The sequence below is a fragment of the Cupriavidus sp. C1SS-2L genome (assembly GCF_057073735.1).
Map to the genome: position 1 here is coordinate 3,760,019 of NZ_CP172708.1, position 20,625 is coordinate 3,780,643.

The 20,625-nt window shown below is 65.5% G+C and carries 17 protein-coding genes; 8 read left to right on the forward strand and 9 right to left on the reverse strand.

What is annotated here, in order from left to right; all coding sequences use genetic code 11:
* Positions 1–19: 19 nt before the first annotated feature.
* The 4 genes from rsmB to def form a co-directional block, all read right to left on the reverse strand.
* Positions 20–1,393 (reverse strand): 16S rRNA (cytosine(967)-C(5))-methyltransferase RsmB, encoded by a 1,374-nt coding sequence (gene rsmB / locus ACIGJG_RS17470; protein WP_011299532.1) that lies wholly within the window; start codon positions 1,391–1,393, stop codon positions 20–22.
* A gap of 194 nt (positions 1,394–1,587) precedes the next feature.
* Complete coding sequence (gene htpX, locus ACIGJG_RS17475) at positions 1,588–2,448, reverse strand: zinc metalloprotease HtpX (protein WP_041680095.1); 861 nt, start codon at positions 2,446–2,448, stop codon at positions 1,588–1,590.
* 167 nt (positions 2,449–2,615) lie between these two features.
* The gene (gene fmt, locus ACIGJG_RS17480; protein WP_011299534.1) at positions 2,616–3,611 is read right to left on the reverse strand and encodes a methionyl-tRNA formyltransferase; all 996 of its coding nucleotides are present in this window, start codon (positions 3,609–3,611) and stop codon (positions 2,616–2,618) included.
* A gap of 136 nt (positions 3,612–3,747) precedes the next feature.
* On the reverse strand, positions 3,748–4,254 hold the full coding sequence (gene def, locus ACIGJG_RS17485; RefSeq protein WP_011299535.1) for a peptide deformylase: 507 nt from the start codon (positions 4,252–4,254) through the stop codon (positions 3,748–3,750).
* A gap of 161 nt (positions 4,255–4,415) precedes the next feature.
* Between def and ACIGJG_RS17490 the strand changes: the two genes are divergently transcribed.
* The 4 genes from ACIGJG_RS17490 to ACIGJG_RS17505 all read left to right on the forward strand — a co-directional run bounded on the left by ACIGJG_RS17490 (position 4,416) and on the right by ACIGJG_RS17505 (position 10,049).
* Positions 4,416–5,582: a LysM peptidoglycan-binding domain-containing protein gene (locus ACIGJG_RS17490; RefSeq protein ID WP_011299536.1), complete on the forward strand. Its 1,167-nt coding sequence runs from the start codon at positions 4,416–4,418 to the stop codon at positions 5,580–5,582.
* Positions 5,579–6,718 carry a DNA-processing protein DprA gene (dprA, locus tag ACIGJG_RS17495; RefSeq protein WP_011299537.1) on the forward strand — a complete coding sequence of 380 codons (1,140 nt, stop codon included), beginning with the start codon at positions 5,579–5,581 and terminating at the stop codon, positions 6,716–6,718. Before ACIGJG_RS17490 ends, dprA begins: the two co-directional genes overlap by 4 nt.
* Before the next feature lie 79 nt (positions 6,719–6,797).
* Complete coding sequence (locus tag ACIGJG_RS17500; protein WP_011299538.1) at positions 6,798–7,202, forward strand: thioredoxin family protein; 405 nt, start codon at positions 6,798–6,800, stop codon at positions 7,200–7,202.
* A gap of 156 nt (positions 7,203–7,358) precedes the next feature.
* Entirely contained in the window at positions 7,359–10,049 is a 2,691-nt protein-coding gene (locus ACIGJG_RS17505; protein WP_011299539.1) for a DNA topoisomerase III, read from the forward strand.
* Positions 10,050–10,101: 52 nt separating this feature from the next.
* Here the strand turns inward: ACIGJG_RS17505 and ACIGJG_RS17510 are convergent, their stop codons facing one another.
* A complete protein-coding gene (locus ACIGJG_RS17510; RefSeq protein WP_011299540.1) occupies positions 10,102–11,013 on the reverse strand; it encodes a LysR family transcriptional regulator in 912 nt (303 codons plus the stop codon).
* Between the two features lie 194 nt (positions 11,014–11,207).
* Between ACIGJG_RS17510 and ACIGJG_RS17515 the strand changes: the two genes are divergently transcribed.
* Positions 11,208–11,462, forward strand: coding sequence for a hypothetical protein (locus ACIGJG_RS17515; RefSeq protein WP_041679755.1), 255 nt, complete (start codon positions 11,208–11,210; stop codon positions 11,460–11,462).
* 260 nt (positions 11,463–11,722) lie between these two features.
* On the opposite strand, the gene ACIGJG_RS17520 is transcribed toward ACIGJG_RS17515, so the two are convergent.
* From ACIGJG_RS17520 to ACIGJG_RS17530, 3 genes are all read right to left on the reverse strand, one after another.
* Positions 11,723–12,172, reverse strand: coding sequence for a hypothetical protein (locus ACIGJG_RS17520; protein WP_011299542.1), 450 nt, complete (start codon positions 12,170–12,172; stop codon positions 11,723–11,725).
* Positions 12,173–12,395: 223 nt separating this feature from the next.
* The gene (locus ACIGJG_RS17525; protein ID WP_010811333.1) at positions 12,396–12,590 is read right to left on the reverse strand and encodes a YbdD/YjiX family protein; all 195 of its coding nucleotides are present in this window, start codon (positions 12,588–12,590) and stop codon (positions 12,396–12,398) included.
* A gap of 26 nt (positions 12,591–12,616) precedes the next feature.
* Positions 12,617–14,689, reverse strand: coding sequence for a carbon starvation CstA family protein (locus ACIGJG_RS17530; RefSeq protein WP_011299543.1), 2,073 nt, complete (start codon positions 14,687–14,689; stop codon positions 12,617–12,619).
* A gap of 388 nt (positions 14,690–15,077) precedes the next feature.
* Between ACIGJG_RS17530 and ACIGJG_RS17535 the strand changes: the two genes are divergently transcribed.
* Positions 15,078–16,484 (forward strand): cache domain-containing protein, encoded by a 1,407-nt coding sequence (locus ACIGJG_RS17535; RefSeq protein WP_041679756.1) that lies wholly within the window; start codon positions 15,078–15,080, stop codon positions 16,482–16,484.
* Positions 16,481–17,176 carry a response regulator gene (locus tag ACIGJG_RS17540; RefSeq protein ID WP_140950431.1) on the forward strand — a complete coding sequence of 232 codons (696 nt, stop codon included), beginning with the start codon at positions 16,481–16,483 and terminating at the stop codon, positions 17,174–17,176. The genes ACIGJG_RS17535 and ACIGJG_RS17540 overlap by 4 nt, the downstream gene beginning before the upstream one ends.
* An 87-nt stretch (positions 17,177–17,263) precedes the next feature.
* On the opposite strand, the gene ACIGJG_RS17545 is transcribed toward ACIGJG_RS17540, so the two are convergent.
* Positions 17,264–19,120 carry a phosphoenolpyruvate carboxykinase (GTP) gene (locus ACIGJG_RS17545; RefSeq protein WP_483672582.1) on the reverse strand — a complete coding sequence of 619 codons (1,857 nt, stop codon included), beginning with the start codon at positions 19,118–19,120 and terminating at the stop codon, positions 17,264–17,266.
* A 461-nt stretch (positions 19,121–19,581) separates the two neighbouring features.
* Between ACIGJG_RS17545 and ACIGJG_RS17550 the strand changes: the two genes are divergently transcribed.
* Entirely contained in the window at positions 19,582–20,607 is a 1,026-nt protein-coding gene (locus ACIGJG_RS17550; protein WP_140950433.1) for a D-2-hydroxyacid dehydrogenase family protein, read from the forward strand.
* Positions 20,608–20,625 lie beyond the last annotated feature (18 nt).

The following is a 20,625-nucleotide window of genomic DNA, read 5'->3' on the forward strand; positions in this document are numbered from 1 at the left end:
GATCGGATCAGGCGCGTAATCAGGCGCGTTTCTGGAAGCGGGCGTAGAAGAAGCCATCATGATCAGATGGCAGGCTGACCTGGCCAGCATGGTTGTCGCCGGCAGGCTGTGTTGCATGCGTGCCGGGCAGCAGCTGCCCCGGCGCCTGCAATCGTATCGCATCTGCCAACTGTGCACCAAACCAGCGCGCCTGCTCCTCCCCTTCCGTTGGGAAAATAGAACAGGTGACATAGACCAGAATGCCGCCAGGCTTGAGCAGCGGCCAGAGTTGCGAAACGATGCGCCGCTGTTCATTGACAAGCCGGGCAATATCGGCTTCACGGCGCAGCCAGCGAATATCGGGGTGGCGCCGCACGATGCCCGATGCGGAGCACGGCACGTCGGCCAGGATGCGGTCGAACTGCTGGCCATCCCACCAGTCGCCGGGGCGGCTCGCGTCGCCCACGACGATGCTCGCGCGCTTGCCGAGGCGCGACAGGTTTTCGTCGATGCGCGACGCACGTTGCGCGTCGCTCTCCACGGCAGTCACGTCGATATCGGCCAACTCCAGCAGATGCCCCGTCTTGCCGCCGGGCGCGGCGCACGCGTCGAGCACGCGCATGCCGTCGGCTACCTCGAGCAGCGGCGCCGCGAGCTGCGCGCCGGCGTCCTGTACCGAGACATCGCCGCGATCAAATCCCGGGACTTGGGAGACCGGCACTGCGCGAACCAGTCGCACGGCCTGCGTGCCGATGGCCTGGCCGGCCAGTCCGGCATTGGCAAGATCCGTCAGGTATTGCTGCAACGGGATGCGTGCCGTATTGACGCGCAGTGTCATAGGCGGACGCACGTTCGCGCTTTCGGCGAGCGCTGTCCACTGGTCGGGATAGGCTTCGCGCAGCATGCGCAGCCACCATTCGGGCAGGTTCCAGCGCGCCTGGTCGTCGCGGCTGACTTCGGCGAGCAGCGCCTTGCGTTCACGCAGGAAACGCCGCAGCACGGCGTTCACGAGGCCGCGCGCATGCGCAGTCTTGGGTTCGGATGCCGCGGCGCTGACGGCCTGGTCCACCACCGTGAATGCGTTATAACCGCCGCGGCCGGCCTTGGCCGCATCGCCCTCCTCGCCTTCGAGCAGCAGCGACAACGCCACGGCGAGCAGCGAATCGACCTGGGCGCCGGGCGGGCGCGTGACCAGTTCCGTGACCAGCGCTCGCGCCGTGCCGAACTGGCGCATGGTGCGGTAGGCCAGGTCCTGCACGGCGCCGCGCGTGGCGGCATCGCGCACGCGGTCCAGGCGCAGGTGCGCGGCGGTATCTTCAATGGCCTGCGGCAGGGCCGTGCCTTCATTGACGGCACGCACGGCCATGGCGGCACCGAGCATCTGGAAGGCAAGCGATTCGTGGGGCAGGCGCATATCGGTAAGGCTTCAGACTTCAGACAATAGAACAAAGCAGGCGCGGCAACGGCCGCCTGGCCATGCAGGCGCAGGCGGCGCCACGCAGGCAAGAAAAAGCCCGCTGGCTTGACGGGCAAGACAGCGGGCAGTTTACCTTGTGCGCGGATCAGCCCCGGATTTGCATGCCGGGGCATGCCAGGCTCTCACGGACTTCAGGCCGGATAAGTACCGGTCTGGGCCATCTGCATCAGACGGGCGATGCGTTCCTCGGTCGCCGGGTGGGTCGAGAACAGATTGGCGATGCCGCCGCCCGACAGCGGATTCATGATCATCATCTGCGCCGTGGCCGGGTGCTCTTCTGCGGCCTGGAACGGGATGCCCTGCGCATAGCGGTGGATCTTGTCGAGCGCGCTGGCCAGTGCCTGCGGATCGCCGCTGATCTCGGCGCCGCCGCGGTCGGCTTCGAACTCACGCGCACGCGAAATCGCCATCTGGATCAACGAAGCGGCCAGTGGCGCCAGGATTGCCACGGCAATGCTGGCAATCGGATTGGTGCGGTTGCCGTTTTCGTCGCGCCCGCCGAAGAACATCGCCATGTTTGCGAGCGCCGAGATCGCACCGGCCATGGTCGCGGCGATGGTCGAGGTCAGGATGTCGCGGTGGCGCACGTGCGCGAGTTCGTGCGCCATCACGCCGCGCAGTTCGCGCTCCGACAGCACGCGCAGGATGCCAGTCGTCGCCGCCACGGCCGCGTGTTCGGGATTGCGGCCCGTTGCGAACGCGTTCGGTGCATCCTCGTTGATCAGATAGACGCGCGGCATCGGCAGGCCCGCGCGCTGCGCCAGTTCCTGCACCATGCCGTAAAACTGCGGCGCGCTGCCGGCGTCGACTTCCTGCGCGTTGTACATGCGCAGGACCATCTTGTCGGAGAACCAGTAGGAGAAGAAGTTCATGCCCAGCGCCATCAGCAGCGCGAACATCATGCCGTTGCGTCCGCCGATCATGCCGCCAATGACGATGAACAGCGCCGTGATGGCGGCCATCAACATGAAGGTCTTGACCCAGTTGAACATTGACGTGATCTCCGAGTAGTCGTATCCCGCGCCGCCGTCGCAGCGGGGCGCGCTGAACATTAGATAGGGGTGAATCGCTGAAAATTCAACGGTTTCACACCGCTCGGCGAGTCCGGCGCTGCGTCAGGCGCGGCAGGGAGTGCACGATCGTGCCCGCCGCCCGCGTTTTATGCAGGCACCACAAAGCGCGTTCCCGGCAGCAGCGGCGTGCCTTGCAGGAATTGTTGCGCCGGCTGGCGGCGGCCGCCGGGTTTCTGCAACTCGGTGACCTGCAGCGCACTGCCGTTGCCACAGGCGATGATCACGCCGCTGGCGTCCGAGGCCAGCACCGTGCCCGCCGGGTGCGGCAGGCTGGTGCCGGCGGACAGCGGCACGGCTTGCCAGCACTTGATCACCGTGTTGTCGAGCTGCAGCGTGGCGCCCGGGAACGGGTTGAACGCGCGGACCTGGCTGGCAAGTTCAGCGGCCGGGCGGCGCAGATCCAGTGGCGCTTCGTCCTTGCCGATCTTCTCGGCGTAGGTGATGCCGGCTTCGGGCTGCGGCGTGGCAGGCAGTGTTTCGCCCGCGGCGAGCTTGCGCAGCGCCTCGACGATCATGCGGCCGCCGAGTGCGGCGAGCTTGTCATGAAGCGAGCCGGTGCTGTCATCCGCTGCAATAGGTACGGCTTCGCGCGACAGCATGGCGCCGGTGTCCAGGCCTTCGTCCATCTGCATCAGCGTGATGCCGGTCTCGGCGTCGCCAGCCTCGATCGCGCGGTGGATCGGGGCGGCGCCGCGCCAGCGCGGCAGCAGCGAAGCGTGGATGTTCAGGCAGCCGAGCCGCGGCAGCGTCAGCACTTCAGCCGGCAGGATCAGGCCGTAGGCAGCCACGACCATCACGTCGGGCGCGGTCTGCGCGAGCGCGTCGATGGCTGTAGCGGCATCCTCGGGATACTTTCCCGTACGGCGCAGCGAACGCGGCTGCAGCACCGGCTCCAGGGCATTGGCGACTGCGTACTGCTTGACGGGGCTTGCCTGCAGTTGCATGCCGCGGCCCGCCGGCCGATCCGGCTGGCTGAGCACCGCGACAACCGGATAACCGGCGGCATGGATGGCTTCAAGCGCGACACGCGCGAATTCGGGCGTGCCGGCAAAGGCGACACGCAGGGACTGGGCTTCGGACATGGCGGGCTCCCTGAATGCAGGACCAGGAATGCAGGGCCAAAAGCAGAACCGGCCGCATAGCGGCCGGTACGTTTTTGACTTCGGAAGCCATAACGATAGCAGACACGGCGCAGCTGTCCAGCCGTGCGCGTGCTTGTTACATGCGTGCGCGTTCGCGCTTGTGCAGCTTGGACTTGATGCGGTTTTGCTTGAGCGGCGACAGGTATTCGACAAACACCTTGCCGAGCAGGTGGTCCATCTCGTGCTGGATGCAGACGGCCAGCAAGTCGTCTGCGTCGAGCTCGAAGGTCTCGCCCTTTTCGTTGAGCGCGCGCACGCGCACGCGGTCCGGGCGTTCGACGCGGTCATAGACCTCAGGCACCGACAGGCAGCCCTCTTCCCAGACCTTGCGGTTGTCGCTGGCCCAGACGATCTCCGGATTGATGAAGACCTGGAGCGCGTCGCGCGTTTCGGACACGTCGATCACCACTACCTGCTCATGCACGTTGACCTGCGTCGCGGCCAGGCCGATGCCGGGCGCTTCGTACATGGTTTCGGCCATGTCCTTCACCAGTTGGCGGATGCGGTCGTCCACTTCCTTGACGGGTTTCGCCACAGTGTGCAGACGGGGATCGGGGTAGGTCAGGATGTCGAGTTTTGCCATGATGCTCGGGCGCAACGCCGGCTGCTCTGGGCTGTCCGGCCGCGTTGCGGCGGCGGGGGTTTACATGCAGAATCGGGGCGCTAGTACAAAAATTCAAGGCGCGCCGCAGCAGGCACGCTCTCCAGGGTCAATCCGGTTGTTCTACCAGCCGGTTCACGAAAATGCGCGATCTTACCAAAGAACAGGCGGCGTCGGGCCGCAGGCTGTACGCGTTCACCCATGCCATATTGGGTGCTGTAGGCGTCACTGCCGCAGCATGTGTTCCGGCTCTGGCGGCTGACCTCACGGTCACGCCCGCACAGCACGCCGAAGCCCAGCGCGTGGCGCAGCAAGGTATTCCGACTTCAGCGCTGGCACCCAACGCGCCATCCCAGTATACGGTGCGCAAGGGCGATACGCTGTGGGGCATCTCCGGGCAATACCTGCGACAGCCTTGGCGCTGGCCTGAGCTGTGGGGCATGAACCGGCAGCAGATCCGCAATCCGCACCTTATCTATCCGGGCCAGGTCCTGTACCTGATCCAGCGAGATGGCCGCGCGTGGCTCTCGACCACGCCGGGCGCCAACGGCACTGTCAAGCTCACGCCGCACGTGCGCGGCGACGCCGAAAACGCCGCCATCCTCAGCATTCCGGCGAAGGACATCGAGCCGTTCCTGATCCGCCCGCTGGTGGTGGACGAGGGAACGCTGGCCACGTCGGCGCGAATCGTCGCCGTGCCCGAATCGCATGTCTACCTCGGTCGCGACGATACTGCCTACGCGCGGGGCATCGCGCCCGACGCGGCAGCGGTCGGCGGCGACTGGCAGGCGTTCCGGCCTGTCACGCCTGTGTACGATCCGGTCACCGGCCGGATCCTTGGCTATGAGGCCGAGTACGAAGGCAATGTACGCCTGACCCGTGGCCCCGAAGGCCCGAGCGGGGTTTCCACGCTGCGCGTGACGCAGGCCCAGCAGGAGATGGGTGTGGGCACGTTGCTGCTGCCCCAGCCGATGCGCGAGTCCGTGCGCTACATGCCGCGCGCGCCGGAGACGCAGGTCGACGGCCGTATCGCCAAGGTTTACGGTGGCGTGCAGTACGGTGGCGCCAAGCAGGTAGTGGTGCTCAATGTCGGTTCCAATGCGGGTCTCGAACCGGGACACGTGCTCGCCCTGTCGCGTACTGGCGAGGTCGTCAAGGACCGGACCGAGGGCAATCGCGACATCGTGCTGCCTGACGAGCGTTACGGATTGGCATTCGTGTTCCGCGTATTCCCGGGCGTGTCGTACGCGCTTGTCACCGACGCCTCGAACGTGATCGAGGTCGGCGATCGCGTCATTTCCCCGCGTTGACCGCCAGCCAGGCGCCGGCCGCCGAATGGCCGGACGTGGCGCGGAATCCGGATGACACGCTGGCGTGGTTGCGACTGGTGTCTGCGCCCGGTATCGGCCCCGTAACGGTGCGATTGCTGCTGGCGGCGTTTGGCCTGCCTCAGCAGGTGTTCGCGCAAAGCGTGGAAGCGCTGTCGTCGGTCGTGCCACGCAAGCTCGCCAGCGCGGTACTGGCCGCGCCCGGCGCCACCGTGAGCCATGCGCTGGCCAAGACCATGGCGTGGCTTGAGCAGCCCGGCAACCATCTGCTGACCTTTGTGGATCCGCGCTATCCGGTGCGCCTGCTTGATCTGACGGATCCGCCGCCGCTGCTATATATCAAGGGCGACCCTGCTGCACTGTCGCGGCCCGCGCTCGCCGTTGTTGGCGCACGCAGTGCTACGGCGCAAGGCAAGGCCGACGCGGAAGCGTTCGGCCGGTCTTTCTCGGCGGCGGGCCAGACCGTGGTGTCGGGGCTCGCGCTTGGTGTCGATGCCGCGGCCCATGAAGGCGGGCTGGCGGGCGCAGGCGGCACGGTCGCGGTGATCGGCACGGGTGCCGATCGCGTCTATCCGGCCCGCAACCTGAAACTTGCGCATCGCATCGCCGAGCAAGGGGCGATCGTCAGCGAGTTTCCGCTCGGCATGCAGGGATTCAAGGACAATTTCCCGCGGCGCAACCGCCTGATTGCGGCACTGGCGCGCGGCGTGCTCGTGGTGGAGGCTGCGGCCAGGTCGGGCTCGCTGATCACTGCCCGGCTCGCGGCGGAATTGGGTCGTGAGGTGTTTGCCATCCCTGGTTCGATCCATGCGCCGCTCTCGCGCGGCTGCCATGTGCTGATCCGCCAGGGCGCCAAGCTGGTCGAAACGCCGGACGACGTCATGGAGGAGTTCGGCTTGTCGTGCCAGCCGGGAAAGGTCGCGGTTGCCGTGCCGCCCATGCGTAGCACTCCGGACGATCCGCTCCTTGCCGTCCTCACGCACGACCCGGTCACGCTCGACACACTGTGCGAGCGCAGCGGACTGGCGCCGGAAACGCTGGCCACGCGACTGCTCGAACTGGAACTGGAGGGGCGCGCCGAGCGTCTACCGGGAAACCTCTTCCGCAGTCTGTCCTAGACTTCGCCAGTGGCCTCAGGCCCGTTGCCGATACAATCGGCGGTCCCTGGTGCCTGAAGAGGCTCATGTTTGAACCGTCATGACCGTTTACTTTCCCGAACGTGACGTTGCCGCCATCAGCGCAGCGCTGTCCGCCCGTCCGCAGAGCCGGCTGGTGGCCTGCTTGTGCGCGCAGTGGTGCGGGACATGCCGCGATTACCTCAAGGCATTTTCCGCGCTCGCCGCGCGCCATCCGGAGGACTGCTATGTATGGATCGACATCGAGACGCATGCGGACCGGCTTGGCGACATCGATATCGAGAATTTCCCGACGCTGCTGGTTCAGCCCATAGCAGGGGGACCGGTGCAGTTCTACGGGACGCTGCTGCCGCACATCGAGGTGCTCGAGCGGATGCTCGCGCGTGGCACAGCTTTGCCTGGCGCACAGGAGGATGTCCCGGAAGTGCTGAAGTGGTTGCTTTCCGAGGGGAGGCGCGCGGCATAGCGGCGAATTCGCCGCATTCGGCGCTGCCGGTGCCAGCTTGCACCGCCGTCGAAACCGCGCTTATGATTGGCGCCTCAAAGCCCCCGGGGGCGTTTGTCTACTAAGTTTGTTGTGCAATTCGCGTGTTGCCGGAAGCAGCCCGCAAGGACCCGTTCAATGTCAAAAGCCCTCATCATCGCGGAAAAGCCATCGGTCGCGGCCGATATCGCCCGTGCCCTCGGGGGCTTTACCAAGCACGACGAGTACTTTGAAAGTGACGACTACGTGCTGTCGTCCGCCGTGGGCCACCTGGTGGAGATCGCCGCGCCCGACGAATACGAGGTCAAGCGCGGCAAATGGAGCTTCGCCAACCTGCCGGTGATCCCGCCGCATTTCGACCTGCGGCCGATCGCCAAGACCGAGTCGCGGCTCAAGGTGCTCAACAAGCTCATCAAGCGCAAGGACGTGACCGGCCTGATCAACGCGTGTGACGCGGGGCGCGAAGGGGAACTGATCTTCCGCCTGATCGCGCAGCAGGCCAAGGCGAAGCAGCCGGTGCGCCGGCTGTGGCTGCAGTCGATGACGCCGCAGGCGATTCGCGACGGCTTTGCGAGCCTGCGTGCCGACGAAGACATGCTGCCGCTTGCCGATGCCGCGCGGTGCCGCTCCGAAGCCGACTGGCTGGTGGGTATCAACGGCACGCGCGCCATGACCGCCTTCAACAGCAAGGGCGGTGGCTTCTTCCTGACCACCGTGGGCCGCGTGCAGACGCCGACGCTGTCGATCGTGGTCGAGCGCGAAGAGAAGATCAAGCACTTCGTGCCGCGCGATTACTGGGAGGTGCACGCCGAGTTCATCGCCGCCGCCGGCCTGTACGAAGGCCGCTGGTTCGACCCGAAGTTCAAGAAGAGCGAGTTCGATCCCGAGGCCCGCGAATCGCGCCTGTGGAGCGAGGCCGAGGCCAAGAGCATCGTGGCCGCATGCCGCGACAAGACCGGCACCGTCACCGAGGAATCGAAGCCGTCGACGCAGCAGTCGCCGGCGCTGTTCGACCTGACCACGCTGCAGCGCGAAGCCAACTCGCGCTTCGGCTTCTCGGCCAAGAACACGCTCGGCCTGGCGCAGGCGCTGTATGAAAAGCACAAGGTCCTGACCTACCCGCGTACCGACGCGCGCGCGCTGCCCGAGGACTACATGGAAACGGTCAAGCAGACCATGACCATGCTGGCCGACAGCTCGCCCAATTACCTGCCGCACGCGAAGAAAATCCTGTCGCAGGGCTGGGTCAAGCCGAACAAGAAGATTTTCGACAACAGCAAGATCAGCGATCACTTCGCTATCATCCCGACGCTGCAGGCGCCCAAGAACCTGTCGGAGCCGGAACAGAAGCTGTATGACCTGGTTGTGCGCCGCTTCCTGGCGGTGTTTTTCCCGGCAGCCGAATTCCAGGTCACGACCCGCATCACGGAGGTTGCTGGCCACCACTTCAAGACCGAAGGCAAGGTGCTGGTCAACCCGGGCTGGCTCGTGATCTACGGCCGCGAGGCGCAGGGCGACAAGGACGCCGCCAATCTGGTGCCGGTGGCCAAGGACGAGAAGGTCAAGACCGACAAAGTCGAAAGCGTGGGCCTGACGACCAAGCCGCCCGCGCGTTACAACGAAGCGACGCTGCTGTCAGCGATGGAAGGCGCGGGCAAGCTGGTGGATGACGACGCGCTGCGCGAAGCCATGGCCGGCAAGGGCCTTGGTACGCCGGCGACGCGCGCGGCCATCATCGAAGGCCTGCTGACGGAAAAATACCTCGTGCGCGAAGGCCGCGAACTGATTCCGACCGCCAAGGCGTTCCAGTTGATGACGCTGCTGCGCGGCCTCGGCGTGCAGGAACTGACCCAGGCCGAGCTGACCGGCGAGTGGGAGCACAAGCTGTCGCAGATCGAACGCGGGCGCCTGAAGCGCGACGAGTTCATGCTCGAAATCGCGCAGATGACGCAGCAGATCGTCAAGCGCGCCAAGGAATACGACAGCGATACGATCCCGGGTGACTACGCCACGCTGGATACGCCGTGCCCGCAGTGCGGCGGCCAGGTGAAGGAAAACTATCGCCGCTTTGCCTGCATGGCATGCGAGTTCTCGATCAGCAAGATCCCTGGCGGCCGCCAGTTCGAGATCGAAGAGGTCGAGGAACTGCTCCTGAAGCGCGAAATCGGCCCGCTGCAGGGCTTCCGCAGCAAGATGGGCCGGCCGTTTGCCGCCATCCTCAAGATCGCCAAGGACGACGAAGGCCATTTCAAGATGGAATTCGACTTCGGCCAGAACGATGACGAAGGCGACGGCGAGCCGGTCGACTTCAGCGGCCAGGAGCCGGTTGGCACCTGCCCGAAATGCGGCGGCGCGGTGTTCGAGCACGGCATGAAGTACGTGTGCGAAAACAGTGTGGCCAGCCCGAAGAGCTGCGACTTCACGACCGGCAAGATCATCCTGCAGCAGGAAATCAGCCGCGAGCAGGTCGGCAAGTTGCTGAACGATGGCCGTACGGATCTGCTGACTGGCTTCAAGTCGTCGCGTACGGGCCGCAATTTCAAGGCTTTCCTGGTCAGACAGGCGGACGGCAAGATCGGCTTCGAATTCGAGGCCCGCGAGCCGAAGGCCGGTGCCAAGGCCTCAGGCAAGACCGCATCGCGCGCGGCTGCCGAAACCGGGGAAGCCGAAGCGGCGGCGGCAAAGGCGCCGGCCAAGAAGGCTGCGGCAACGAAGACCGCCACCAAGACCACGGCGACTAAGACCGCCGCGAAGAAGGCGCCCGCCAAGACGGTAGCGGCCAAGAAGACTCGCGCCGCGGGCAAGGCGACGGTCGAAGCCGAGGAATAAGCGGCGAGGCGGTGCGGGCGCGGCGGCGTTTCAGCTGCGGCTACCCGCCCGCTCAGGAAAACTGTTCGTCCCGGCCTCTGACCTGGCCTTCTTCCAGCAGAAAGTCAATGAACGCGCGGACCTTGGTCGGCAGGAACTTGCGGCTCGGGTAGACCACGCTGACATCGCGCCGCGGCAGCTGGTACTGCGGCAGCACACGCACGAGGTTGCCGGCCTCGATGTTTTGCCGGGCCAGGTACGACGACAGCATCGCCACGCCCATATTGGCTAGTGCGGCCTGGTGCGCCAGTTCGGCGTTGCTGCACAGCAGTCCGGGGCGGATCGGCACGGTCACTTCGCCCTCCGGGCCCAGCAGCGTCCATTCGTGTTCCACGTTCGGCAGGCGCATCGCGATGCAGCGATGGCTGGTCAGCTCGTGCGCGTGGCGCAATGGTGCGTGCGTGCGGACATATTCCGGCGAGGCGCACAGCACGATCTCCGCCGAGATCAGCGGACGGGCGACCAGGTGCGAACCGAGGCCCAGGTCCGACAGCATGACGGCGACGTCCCGGCCCTCTTCGACGATGTCCACGTTCCGGTCGGACAGGAGCACGTCAAAGACCACGTCAGGGTATAGCTGCTGGAAGCGCGACATCAGGTTCGGCAACAGGTGCAGGCCGAACATCACCGGTGTCACCAGTCGCAACGTGCCGGATAACGACTGGCTGCGGGCTGTCACGACGCCCTCGGCCTCCTCCACGTCTTCAAGGATCTGCTGGCAGCGCTGCAGATAGGTTTCGCCGGCGTCGGTCAGGGAAAGGCTGCGCGTCGTGCGGTTCAGGAGCCGCGTGCCCAGGTGACTCTCCAGGTCCGCGACATAACGTGTCACCACCGCATTGGACATTTCCAACTGCTGCGCTGCACGCGCGAAGCTGCCGAGTTCCACAACTTTGGCGAACACGCGCATCGATTGCAGGCGATCCATGACATAGTCTCCCGTCGTTTCCCTGAATTTTTCCCGGTTCAGGCGACTTTATTGTTGGAATCAGAACTAATCATTGTGGCAACCGATATTTATTGATATGAGGGAAACGCCTAATATCTAGTCATCGGATGCCGCGATGCAGCAAGTCAGACTGCCGAGACAGGTATCCCAGCTTGAAGAAATTGAACAGAGCCATGAAATCTACCCGTCACACCCTGATCGCCGTTGCCACCCTCGCCGCTGCCCTGTGCGCCGGGCCGGTGTTGGCCAAGTCCGGCAAGTTCGACCCGTACGCTGACGGTGCCAAGGCCACCAAGTTCGACGTGTACAGCGACGGCGCGAAGGCCGGCAAGTACGACGTCTACAGCGACGGTGCCAAGGCTGGCAAGTTCGACACGTATAGCGACGGCGCCAAGTACGATCTGTCGTCCGACCGCATGCCCCTGTAAGCAGGGACTGCCCGCTGCGGTCCGGGGCCGTATCTCCCTATGCGGCCCCTCCCCTTCAACCTGGTCTCCACAGGTCGTTTGGAGAGGGTCTGACAGACCTCTCCGCATTTATTGGAGAAGAAGCCCGCACTGGTTGCGGGCTTCTTTGTTTCTGCGCCCGGTCCATACGGCTCATGTTGCTGAGCCATTATGCCAGATGGCGCAAAGAAAAAACGGGCCAGAGCGGCCCGTTTCTGCATCCAGTGCGGCTGAGCGTGTGCTCAGTCGTCGTAGTGGTGGTGCTTGTGCTTCTTGTGCTTGTAGTAGCCGCCGCGATAGTTACGACGGTCATCTTCGTACGAGTTGCTGCGCGAGACATTTCCGCCCAATGCCGCGCCCGCGCCGCCGCCAACCGCCGCACCCAACAACCCGCCGGTGCGGCCACCCATCGCATTGCCCGCCGCCGTGCCGGCGCCACCGCCGAGCGCGCCGCCAATGATGGCACCGGAGCGCTCGCGACGATTGGAAGTCACTGCACCACCCGCACCGCCGCCCACCGCGCCACCGATTACGGCACCGGTGCTGCCGCCCAGCGCGCCGCCGACGGCCGCCCCCGCCACGCCACCGAGGGCGCCGCCAAGGGCATTGTTCATGTCGCCCGCGAATGCCGGCAGCGCGGACGCCGCCAGGGCGATAGCCAGGGTCATATTGCGAACGGGATGGCGAGACATATCTTTTCCTTTGTTTGCCATGATGTGTCGCAAGTGTAGAGAGCGATTCCCGGACTTGCTGTAACCACGTGTAAAGGCATGTAACCCCCTGCAGAAACGTCTTATTTGAGCGACAACGTGGATGGGGCGGACGCTTTGCCACCGCAAAAGAAAAATGGGCAACCCGAAAGTTGCCCGTCCTGATCAGCCACTCACCGCCGGCCGTGGCCAGCGGGAGGCCGGATCAGCAACACTTGCCCTGCCCGCCGCCGTACCGCGCCTCCTGGCGTTCCCGGAAGAACTCCTCGTAGCTCATCGGCTCGCGGTCCGGGTGGGTGCTTTCCATGTGAGCCACATAGGTCTGGTAGTCGGGCAGACCGACCATCAGCCGCAGAGACTGCCCGAGATAGCGGCCCATTGTTCCCAATTGTTCCAGCATGGCCAGCTCCTTGTGCCAATACGGTATCAGGACTGCGCCGAGGCGGCCGCCGGCAGCGGCTCGAACGGCGTTTCCTTGTCGGTGGGGCGGTTCACGGCGCGTGCCTGCATGGCGGTCTTGAAGCCGTAGGCCACGATCGACAGCACCACGAACATGAACAGCGCGCACAGGCCGGCGTCCAGGTAGTCATTGAAGACGATGCGCTGCATCTGCTCCAGGCTCTTGGCCGGGGCTAGCACCTTGCCTTCGGCAATGGCGGCGCTGAACTTGCTGGCGTGGGTCAGGAAACTGACCTTCGGATCGGCGTCGAACAGCTTCTGCCAGCCGGCGGTCAGCGTGCAGACCAGCAGCCAGACGGTCGGCACCAACGTGACCCAGGCGTACTGGCCGCGCTTCATCTTGACCAGCACGCAGGTGCCCAGCACCAGCGCCACGGCGGCCAGCATCTGGTTGGAGATACCGAACAGCGGCCACAGCGTGTTGATGCCGCCCAGCGGATCCACCACGCCCTGGTACAGGAAGTAGCCCCAGGCCGCCACGGTCAGCGCGGTAGCGATCAGGTTGGCCGGCAGCGAGTCGGTACGCTTGAGCGACGGCACGAAGCTGCCCAGCAGGTCCTGCAGCATGAAGCGGCCGGCGCGGGTGCCTGCGTCGACGGCGGTCAGGATGAACAGCGCCTCGAACAGGATCGCGAAGTGGTACCAGAACGCCATCATGGCTTGGCCGCCCACCACCTGGTGCAGGATGTGGGCGATGCCCACGGCCAGCGTCGGCGCGCCGCCGGCGCGCGAGATGATGGTGTTCTCGCCGACGTCCTTGGCGGTCTGGATCAGCACATCAGGCGTGATCACAAAGCCCCAGGTCGACACGGCTTGCGCCACGGCTTCCGGCGAGGTGCCGATCACCGCGCTCGGGCTGTTCATCGCGAAGTACACGCCCGGCTCGATCACCGAAGCGGCCACCAGCGCCATGATGGCGACGAACGACTCGGCCAGCATCGCGCCGTAGCCGATGAAGCGCGCGTGCGATTCGTTTTCCAGCAGCTTGGGCGTGGTGCCCGACGAGATCAGCGCATGGAAGCCCGATACCGCGCCACACGCGATGGTGATGAAGAGGAACGGGAACAGGTTGCCCGACCACACCGGACCGCCGCCCTGGGCGAACTGCGTGAAGGCTGGCATCTTCAGTTCCGGCGCGACGATCAGGATGCCGATGGCCAGCGCGATGATGGTGCCGATCTTCAGGAAGGTCGACAGGTAGTCGCGCGGGGCCAGCAGCAGCCACACCGGCAGCACGGCGGCGATAAAGCCGTAGATGATCAGCATCCAGGTCAGTGCCTTGCCGTCGTATGTGAACAGCGGCGCCAGCACCGCGCTTTCGTGCACGTACTGCCCGCCGAGGATGGCCAGCATCAGCAGCACGAAGCCGATCACCGACACCTCACCGATGCGGCCCGGGCGGATATAGCGCGTGTAGATGCCCATGAACAGCGCGATGGGGATGGTCACAGCGACGGTGAACGTACCCCACGGGGAGCCGGCCAGCGCCTTCACCACGATCAGCGCCAGCACCGCCAGGATGATGATCATGATCATGAAGCAGCCGAACAGCGCGATCATGCCCGGTACCGTGCCCATCTCGGACTTGACCAGGTCGCCCAGCGAACGGCCGTCGCGGCGCGTGGAGATGAACAGGATCATGAAATCCTGGACCGCGCCGGCGAACACCACGCCTGCCAGGATCCAAAGCATGCCCGGCATATAGCCCATCTGCGCGGCCAGCACGGGGCCGACCAGCGGGCCGGCGCCGGCAATCGCCGCGAAGTGGTGGCCGAACAGCACTGCCTTGTTGGTCGGCACGTAGTCGAGCCCGTCGTTATGGCGCCAGGCCGGCGTCATGCGTTTCGGGTCGAGCTGCATCACCTTGTCGGCAATGAAGCGGCTGTAGTAGCGGTAGGCGATCAGGTAGATGCAGAGCGCGGCAACCACGATCCATAGCGCGCTGACGGCTTCGCCGCGCGCGAGCGCGACCGTGCCGAAGGCAAACGCGCCCAAGATGGCGACGGCCAGCCACACGAGGTGTTCTCCGATGCGATTCATAGTGAAGGTCTCCTCAGACCGGGTATCGAAAGCCTGCGGCGTCGAATGGCGGAGGCCGGCAAGGGATGGCAGCAAACTGCGTGCCGGCGGGCGCACGGACTGCGGACAATCCTGCGGGGATGGGGTCTCCTGGATCGTGCTGCGTGCGCCCGGTCTTGCCTTGTTGGCTCCGGATCTCGTCTGGCAGGCGGGCGGTGCGCCGTTCAGTCTGTACGGCCCACCCACTGCGTCGATGCACAGGCCACTGGGGCTGCATGCATCCGGCGTGTAGTATTGACACCCGCCATACCCCGCACAAGCGCGAAACTACGCAGCACTTCTGCGTAGTACTACGCAAATCGACGGTGACATGCCGCCTGCGCGGCATCGGTGTTTACCCCCGGCCAAGATGAAACTCCGCCAGAAGATCCTGTTGCTCGCCGTCGCGCCGCTCGCGGTGGCCATGCTCGGCATCGCGCTTGCCGTGCGTTTCCAGGCGACGCAACTGGCCCGGCACGAGCGCGCGCTGGTCGAGGCCGCCTATATCCAGAGCAAGGAAACCGAGCTGCGCCACTACGTAGAACTCGCGCAGAGCGCCATCGCGCCGATGGTGCGTTCGGGCCACACGGATGCCGCCACGCGCCAGGCTGCCATGGAAGCCCTGGCCCGGCTCGACTACGGGCCGGACGGCTATTTCTTCCTGTACGACATGCAGGGCCGCAACCTCATGCACCCGCGCCAGCCCGAACTGGTCGGGCAGGACCTGTGGACGCTGCGCGACCCGCAGGGCGCGCTCACCATCCAGAAGCTGATTGCGGCGGCCAAGGCGGGCGGCGGCTCGGTACGCTACCTGTGGAAAAAACCGTCTTCGCAGCAGCTCGCGCCCAAGCTCGGCTACGTGGTGGCCGTACCCGAATGGGGCTGGATGCTCGGCACTGGCATCTATCTGGATGATGTGGAAAACACGCTGCGCCAGCTCGATGCGCGCGCAGAGACGGATATCCGCGAAACCATGGCCTGGATTGGCGTGATTGCGGCCGTCAGCATCCTGCTGGTGGCGGCGAGCGGCCTGGCGCTCAATATCAGCGAACACCGCGAGGCCGATGCCAAGCTGCGCCAGCTCGCGCAGCGCGTGGTGCAGTCGCAAGAAGAAGAGCGCGCGCGGCTGTCGCGCGAGCTCCATGACGGCATCAGCCAGTTGCTGGTGTCGGTCAAGCTCGTGCTGGAAGCAGCCGCCAACCGGCTGCGCCTGGCCCCGGCCGAAGGCGCGGCCGTGGCGCCGGTGCTTGGCATGGCGCTGAACCGGCTCGATACGGTGTTCAACGAGGTGCGGCGCGTGGCCCGCAACCTGCGCCCGGCGTTGCTCGATGACCTTGGCATCTTTGCGGCCTTGCAGCATCTCGCTCGCGAGATGCAGGGCGGCAGCCAGCTCGAGATCACCGTGGCCCAGCGCGGCGCGCCGCGCGAACTGCCCGACGAACAGGCCACCGCGTTGTACCGGATCGCGCAGGAAGCGCTGACCAATGTCGAGCGCCATGCCGGCGCGCGGCAAGTGACCGTCGCGCTGGTGTTCGATCCGGATGCCACCAGCCTGACCGTGCGCGACGATGGCCGCGGGTTTGACGTGGCCCGCATGCAGCTCGATCCCCAGCGCGGCATCGGCCTGCGCAACCTGCGCGAGCGCATCGCGGCGCTGGGCGGGCAGTTCGGCATTGTTTCCGGCATCGGCGGCACCGAGCTGGTGGCCACGCTGCCGGTCGTGAAGGCGGCCGCCCGACCCACCACTCCCCTTCCCGCAGAATCTTCGCAGTCATGACCCAGATATCGGACCCCGACGAACCGGAAGGCCATTCCATCGATGCGCCCGCGCGCGTGCTGCTGATCGACGACCATGCGCTCGTGCGTGACGGCATGCGCATGCACCTGACGCTACAACCCGACCTGCATGTGGTCGGCGAAGCCGATGGCGGCGAGGCGGCGCTGGCGTGGCTCGAGCGAGCCGGTGCGCGCGAGCGTCCGGACCTTGTCATCACTGATATCGGCATGCGCGGCATGGGCGGCATCGCATTGACCGCCGCGCTGCACGAGCAGTACCCGGAAATCGCCGTGCTCGTGGTCAGCATGCACGACAACCTCGAATACGCACGCCAGGCGGTGCGCGCCGGTGCGCGCGGCTATGTGCTCAAGGATGCGCCCGCGGACGAGCTGATGGCCGCGATCGAGGCGGTGCTGGCCGGACGCGTGTTCTACAGCGCCCGCATCGCGCGCGGCATGGCGGAACAGATGCCGGCGACCGGTCCGCTCGACGCGCTGACACGGCGCGAGCGCGACATCCTCGGCTGCATCGGCCGCGGCATGGCGAACAAGGAGATTGCGACGCAGCTCGGGGTATCGGTGCGCACGGTGGAAACGCACCGGCTCAATCTCAAGCGCAAGCTTGGCATCGAAGGCCGCGCGGGGCTGGTGAAGTATGCGGTGGAGCAGGCGGGGGAAACCGAGGGCGGATAGGAAAACAAAAACGCCCGTCTCCGGATGAGACGGGCGTTTTGTCTTGCTGTCCTCAAATCAGCAGGACAGCAACGTGGCAGCGAGACTTTAGCCCTCCAGCCGCTTGCCCAGCGCCGCGCGCGCTTCGGCCAGCGCCTGTGGCAGGTTGTGCTTCAGTTGCGTGAACAGTTCGTCGTGCAGCGCCAGTTCCTGCTTCCAGGCATCGGCATCGATCGACGTGACCTGCGTGAACTGCGCCACGGAGAATTCCACGCCGCTCCAGTTCAGGTCTTCGTAGCGCGGGCTCGTCCCGAACACGTGCTCGGCGCCCTCGCCTTTGCCTTCCACGCGGTCGATCATCCACGACAGCACGCGCATGTTCTCGCCAAAGCCCGGCCACACGAAGTTGCCGTCGGCGTCCTTGCGGAACCAGTTCACACAGTAGATTTTCGGCAGCTTCGCGCCAGCGGCTTCGAGCTTTTGGCCCAGTGCGAGCCAGTGGCCAAAATAATCGCTCATGTTGTAGCCGCAGAACGGCAGCATGGCGAACGGGTCGCGGCGCACCACGCCCTGCTGGCCAGCGGCCGCAGCGGTGGTTTCGGAGCCCATGGTCGCAGCCATGTACACGCCTTCGGTCCAATTGCGCGCCTCGGTCACCAGCGGCACGGTGGTCGAGCGGCGGCCGCCGAAGATGAACGCATCAATGGGTACGCCTGCCGGGTTGTCCCAATTCTCGTCGATCGACGGGCACTGCGATGCCGGGGCGGTGAAGCGGGCGTTCGGGTGCGCGGCCTTGGCGCCGGTGGCCTTGGCGATCTCCGGGGTCCAGTCCTTGCCCTGCCAGTCGGTCAGATGCGCCGGCGCTTCCTTGGTCATGCCCTCCCACCACACGTCGCCGTCGTCGGTCAGCGCCACATTGGTGAAGATGACGTTTTCCTTCAGCGTCGCCATGGCGTTGAAGTTGGTCTTCTCGCTCGTGCCCGGGGCCACGCCGAAGTAGCCGGCTTCCGGGTTGATCGCGTACAGGCGGCCGTCCTTGCCCGGCTTGATCCACGCGATGTCGTCGCCGATTGTCGTGACCTTCCAGCCTTCGAATCCCTTGGGCGGGATCAGCATGGCGAAGTTGGTCTTGCCGCAGGCCGACGGGAACGCGGCCGCAACATGGAATTTCTTGCCCTCGGGCGAAGTCACGCCCAGGATCAGCATGTGCTCGGCCAGCCAGCCTTCGTCGCGGCCCATGGTCGATGCGATACGCAGTGCGAAGCACTTCTTGCCGAGCAGCGCGTTGCCGCCGTACCCCGAGCCGAACGACCAGATCTCGCGCGACTCCGGGAAGTGGACGATGTACTTGGTCGGGTTGCACGGCCACGGCACATCCTTCTCGCCGGCGGCGAGCGGCTTCCCGACGGTGTGCACGCACGGCACGAAGTCGCCGTCGGTGCCCAGCACGTCATACACGGCCTTGCCCATGCGCGTCATGATGCGCATGTTGACGGCCACGTACGGGGAATCGGACAGCTCCACGCCAATGTGGGCGATCGGCGAGCCCAGCGGGCCCATCGAGAACGGCACCACGTACAGCGTGCGGCCGCGCATGCAGCCGTCGAACAGGCCGCTGAGCGTCGTGCGCATTTCGGCCGGAGCGACCCAGTTGTTGGTCGGGCCGGCGTCTTCCTTCTTCTGCGAGCAGATGAAGGTGCGGTCTTCGACACGTGCGACGTCGGACGGGTCGGACAGGGCGAGGTAAGAGTTCTTGCGCTTGGCGGGATTCAGGCGCTTGAGCGTGCCGGCGGCGACCATCTGTTCGCAGAGGCGATCATATTCCTCCTGCGAACCGTCGCACCAGTGAATGCGCTCCGGCTTGGTCAGCGCGGCGATCTCAGCAACCCAGGCCACCAGCTTCTGGTTCTTGACCCAGGGCGGGACGTTCAACGCCGTCGTGCCTTGCATCGAGGGGTGGTTCATACTGCAACTCCAAAGTGTAAAGGGAAGGAAGAGGGGAAATCTTTTCAAAGCCCGGTCCTTGGCCGGCAAGGCCGGCGTGTCCTGTGGCTCACACCGGTCGTCACATCCCGTTACAACTCCACTGCGGCCCAGGCAACGCAAAGGGTCGCGGCATTCCCCGCGCCTGCGCTAAAGTTGCGCTTCGCCCGCGCGGGGCTTGCTGCACGGGGCCATGCGGGCTTTGTCCGGCGACACGAGGTGTCGGGAGCAAGGCTCGACCGACAGTCCCTGGCGGCACCGGAACGGGCAAGGATACCACTGCTGCACCCCGCTGTTTTTTGCTGCGCAGCATTGCCGGCCCGGGATTTACGCAGCAATTGTGCCGGCACGCGATGCCCGACAATAGCGCCTGGCGCTCGCGGTTTCCGTTGCCGTACGCACCATTCCCGATCCCCAGGCCAGCCGACAATAAAGAGTTACTGATGAAGATTGCTGTACTCGACGATTACCAGGACGCCGTGCGCAAGCTGCCCTGCTTCAGCCTGCTGGAAGGGCACGACGTCAAGGTGTTCAACAACACCGTCAAAGGCGTGGGCCAGCTGGCCGCGCGCCTCTCCGATGTGGAAGCGGTCGTGCTGATCCGCGAGCGCACCCGCATTACGCGCCAACTGCTCGAAAAGCTGCCCAAGCTGAAGATCATCAGCCAGACCGGTCGCGTCGGCACCGCGCCGAACACGCATATCGATGTCGAAGCGTGCACGGACCGCGGCGTGGCGGTGCTTGAGGGCGTGGGCTCGCCGGTGGCGCCGGCCGAGCTGACCTGGGCGCTGATCATGGCGGCCCAGCGCCGCATCCCGCAATACGTGGCGAGCCTGAAGCACGGCGCCTGGCAGCAGTCGGGCCTGAAGTCGACGACCATGCCGCCGAATTTCGGCCTAGGCCAGGTATTGCGCGGCCAGACGCTCGGTATCTGGGGCTACGGCAAGATCGGCCGGCTGCTGGCCGGATATGGCCGCGCCTTCGGGATGAACGTGCTGGTGTGGGGGCGAGAGGCATCGCAGGAAGCCGCGCGCGCGGACGGCCTGGCGGTGGCGGAGTCCAAGGACCAGTTCTTTGCCGACAGCGATGTGTTGTCTCTGCATCTGCGCCTGAACGACGACACGCGTGGCCTGGTCAAGCTGACCGACCTGACCCGCATGAAGCCAACCGCGCTGTTCGTCAACACCAGCCGCGCCGAGCTGCTGGAAGAGAACGCACTGGTCGCCGCCCTGAACCGCGGCCGTCCGGGCATGGCTGCCGTGGATGTGTTCGAGTCCGAGCCGATCCTGCAGGGCCACGCACTGCTGCGTATGGAAAATTGCATCTGCACGCCGCACCTCGGCTACGTCGAGCGCGACAGCTACGAGCTGTACTTTCGCACGGCGTTCCAGAACATCCTCGACGTACTGGCCGGCCAGCACGACAGCATCGTCAACCCGAAGGCCCTGACGCCGGCGCTGTCGCGCTAAGTCTTTGGGTACCCGCCC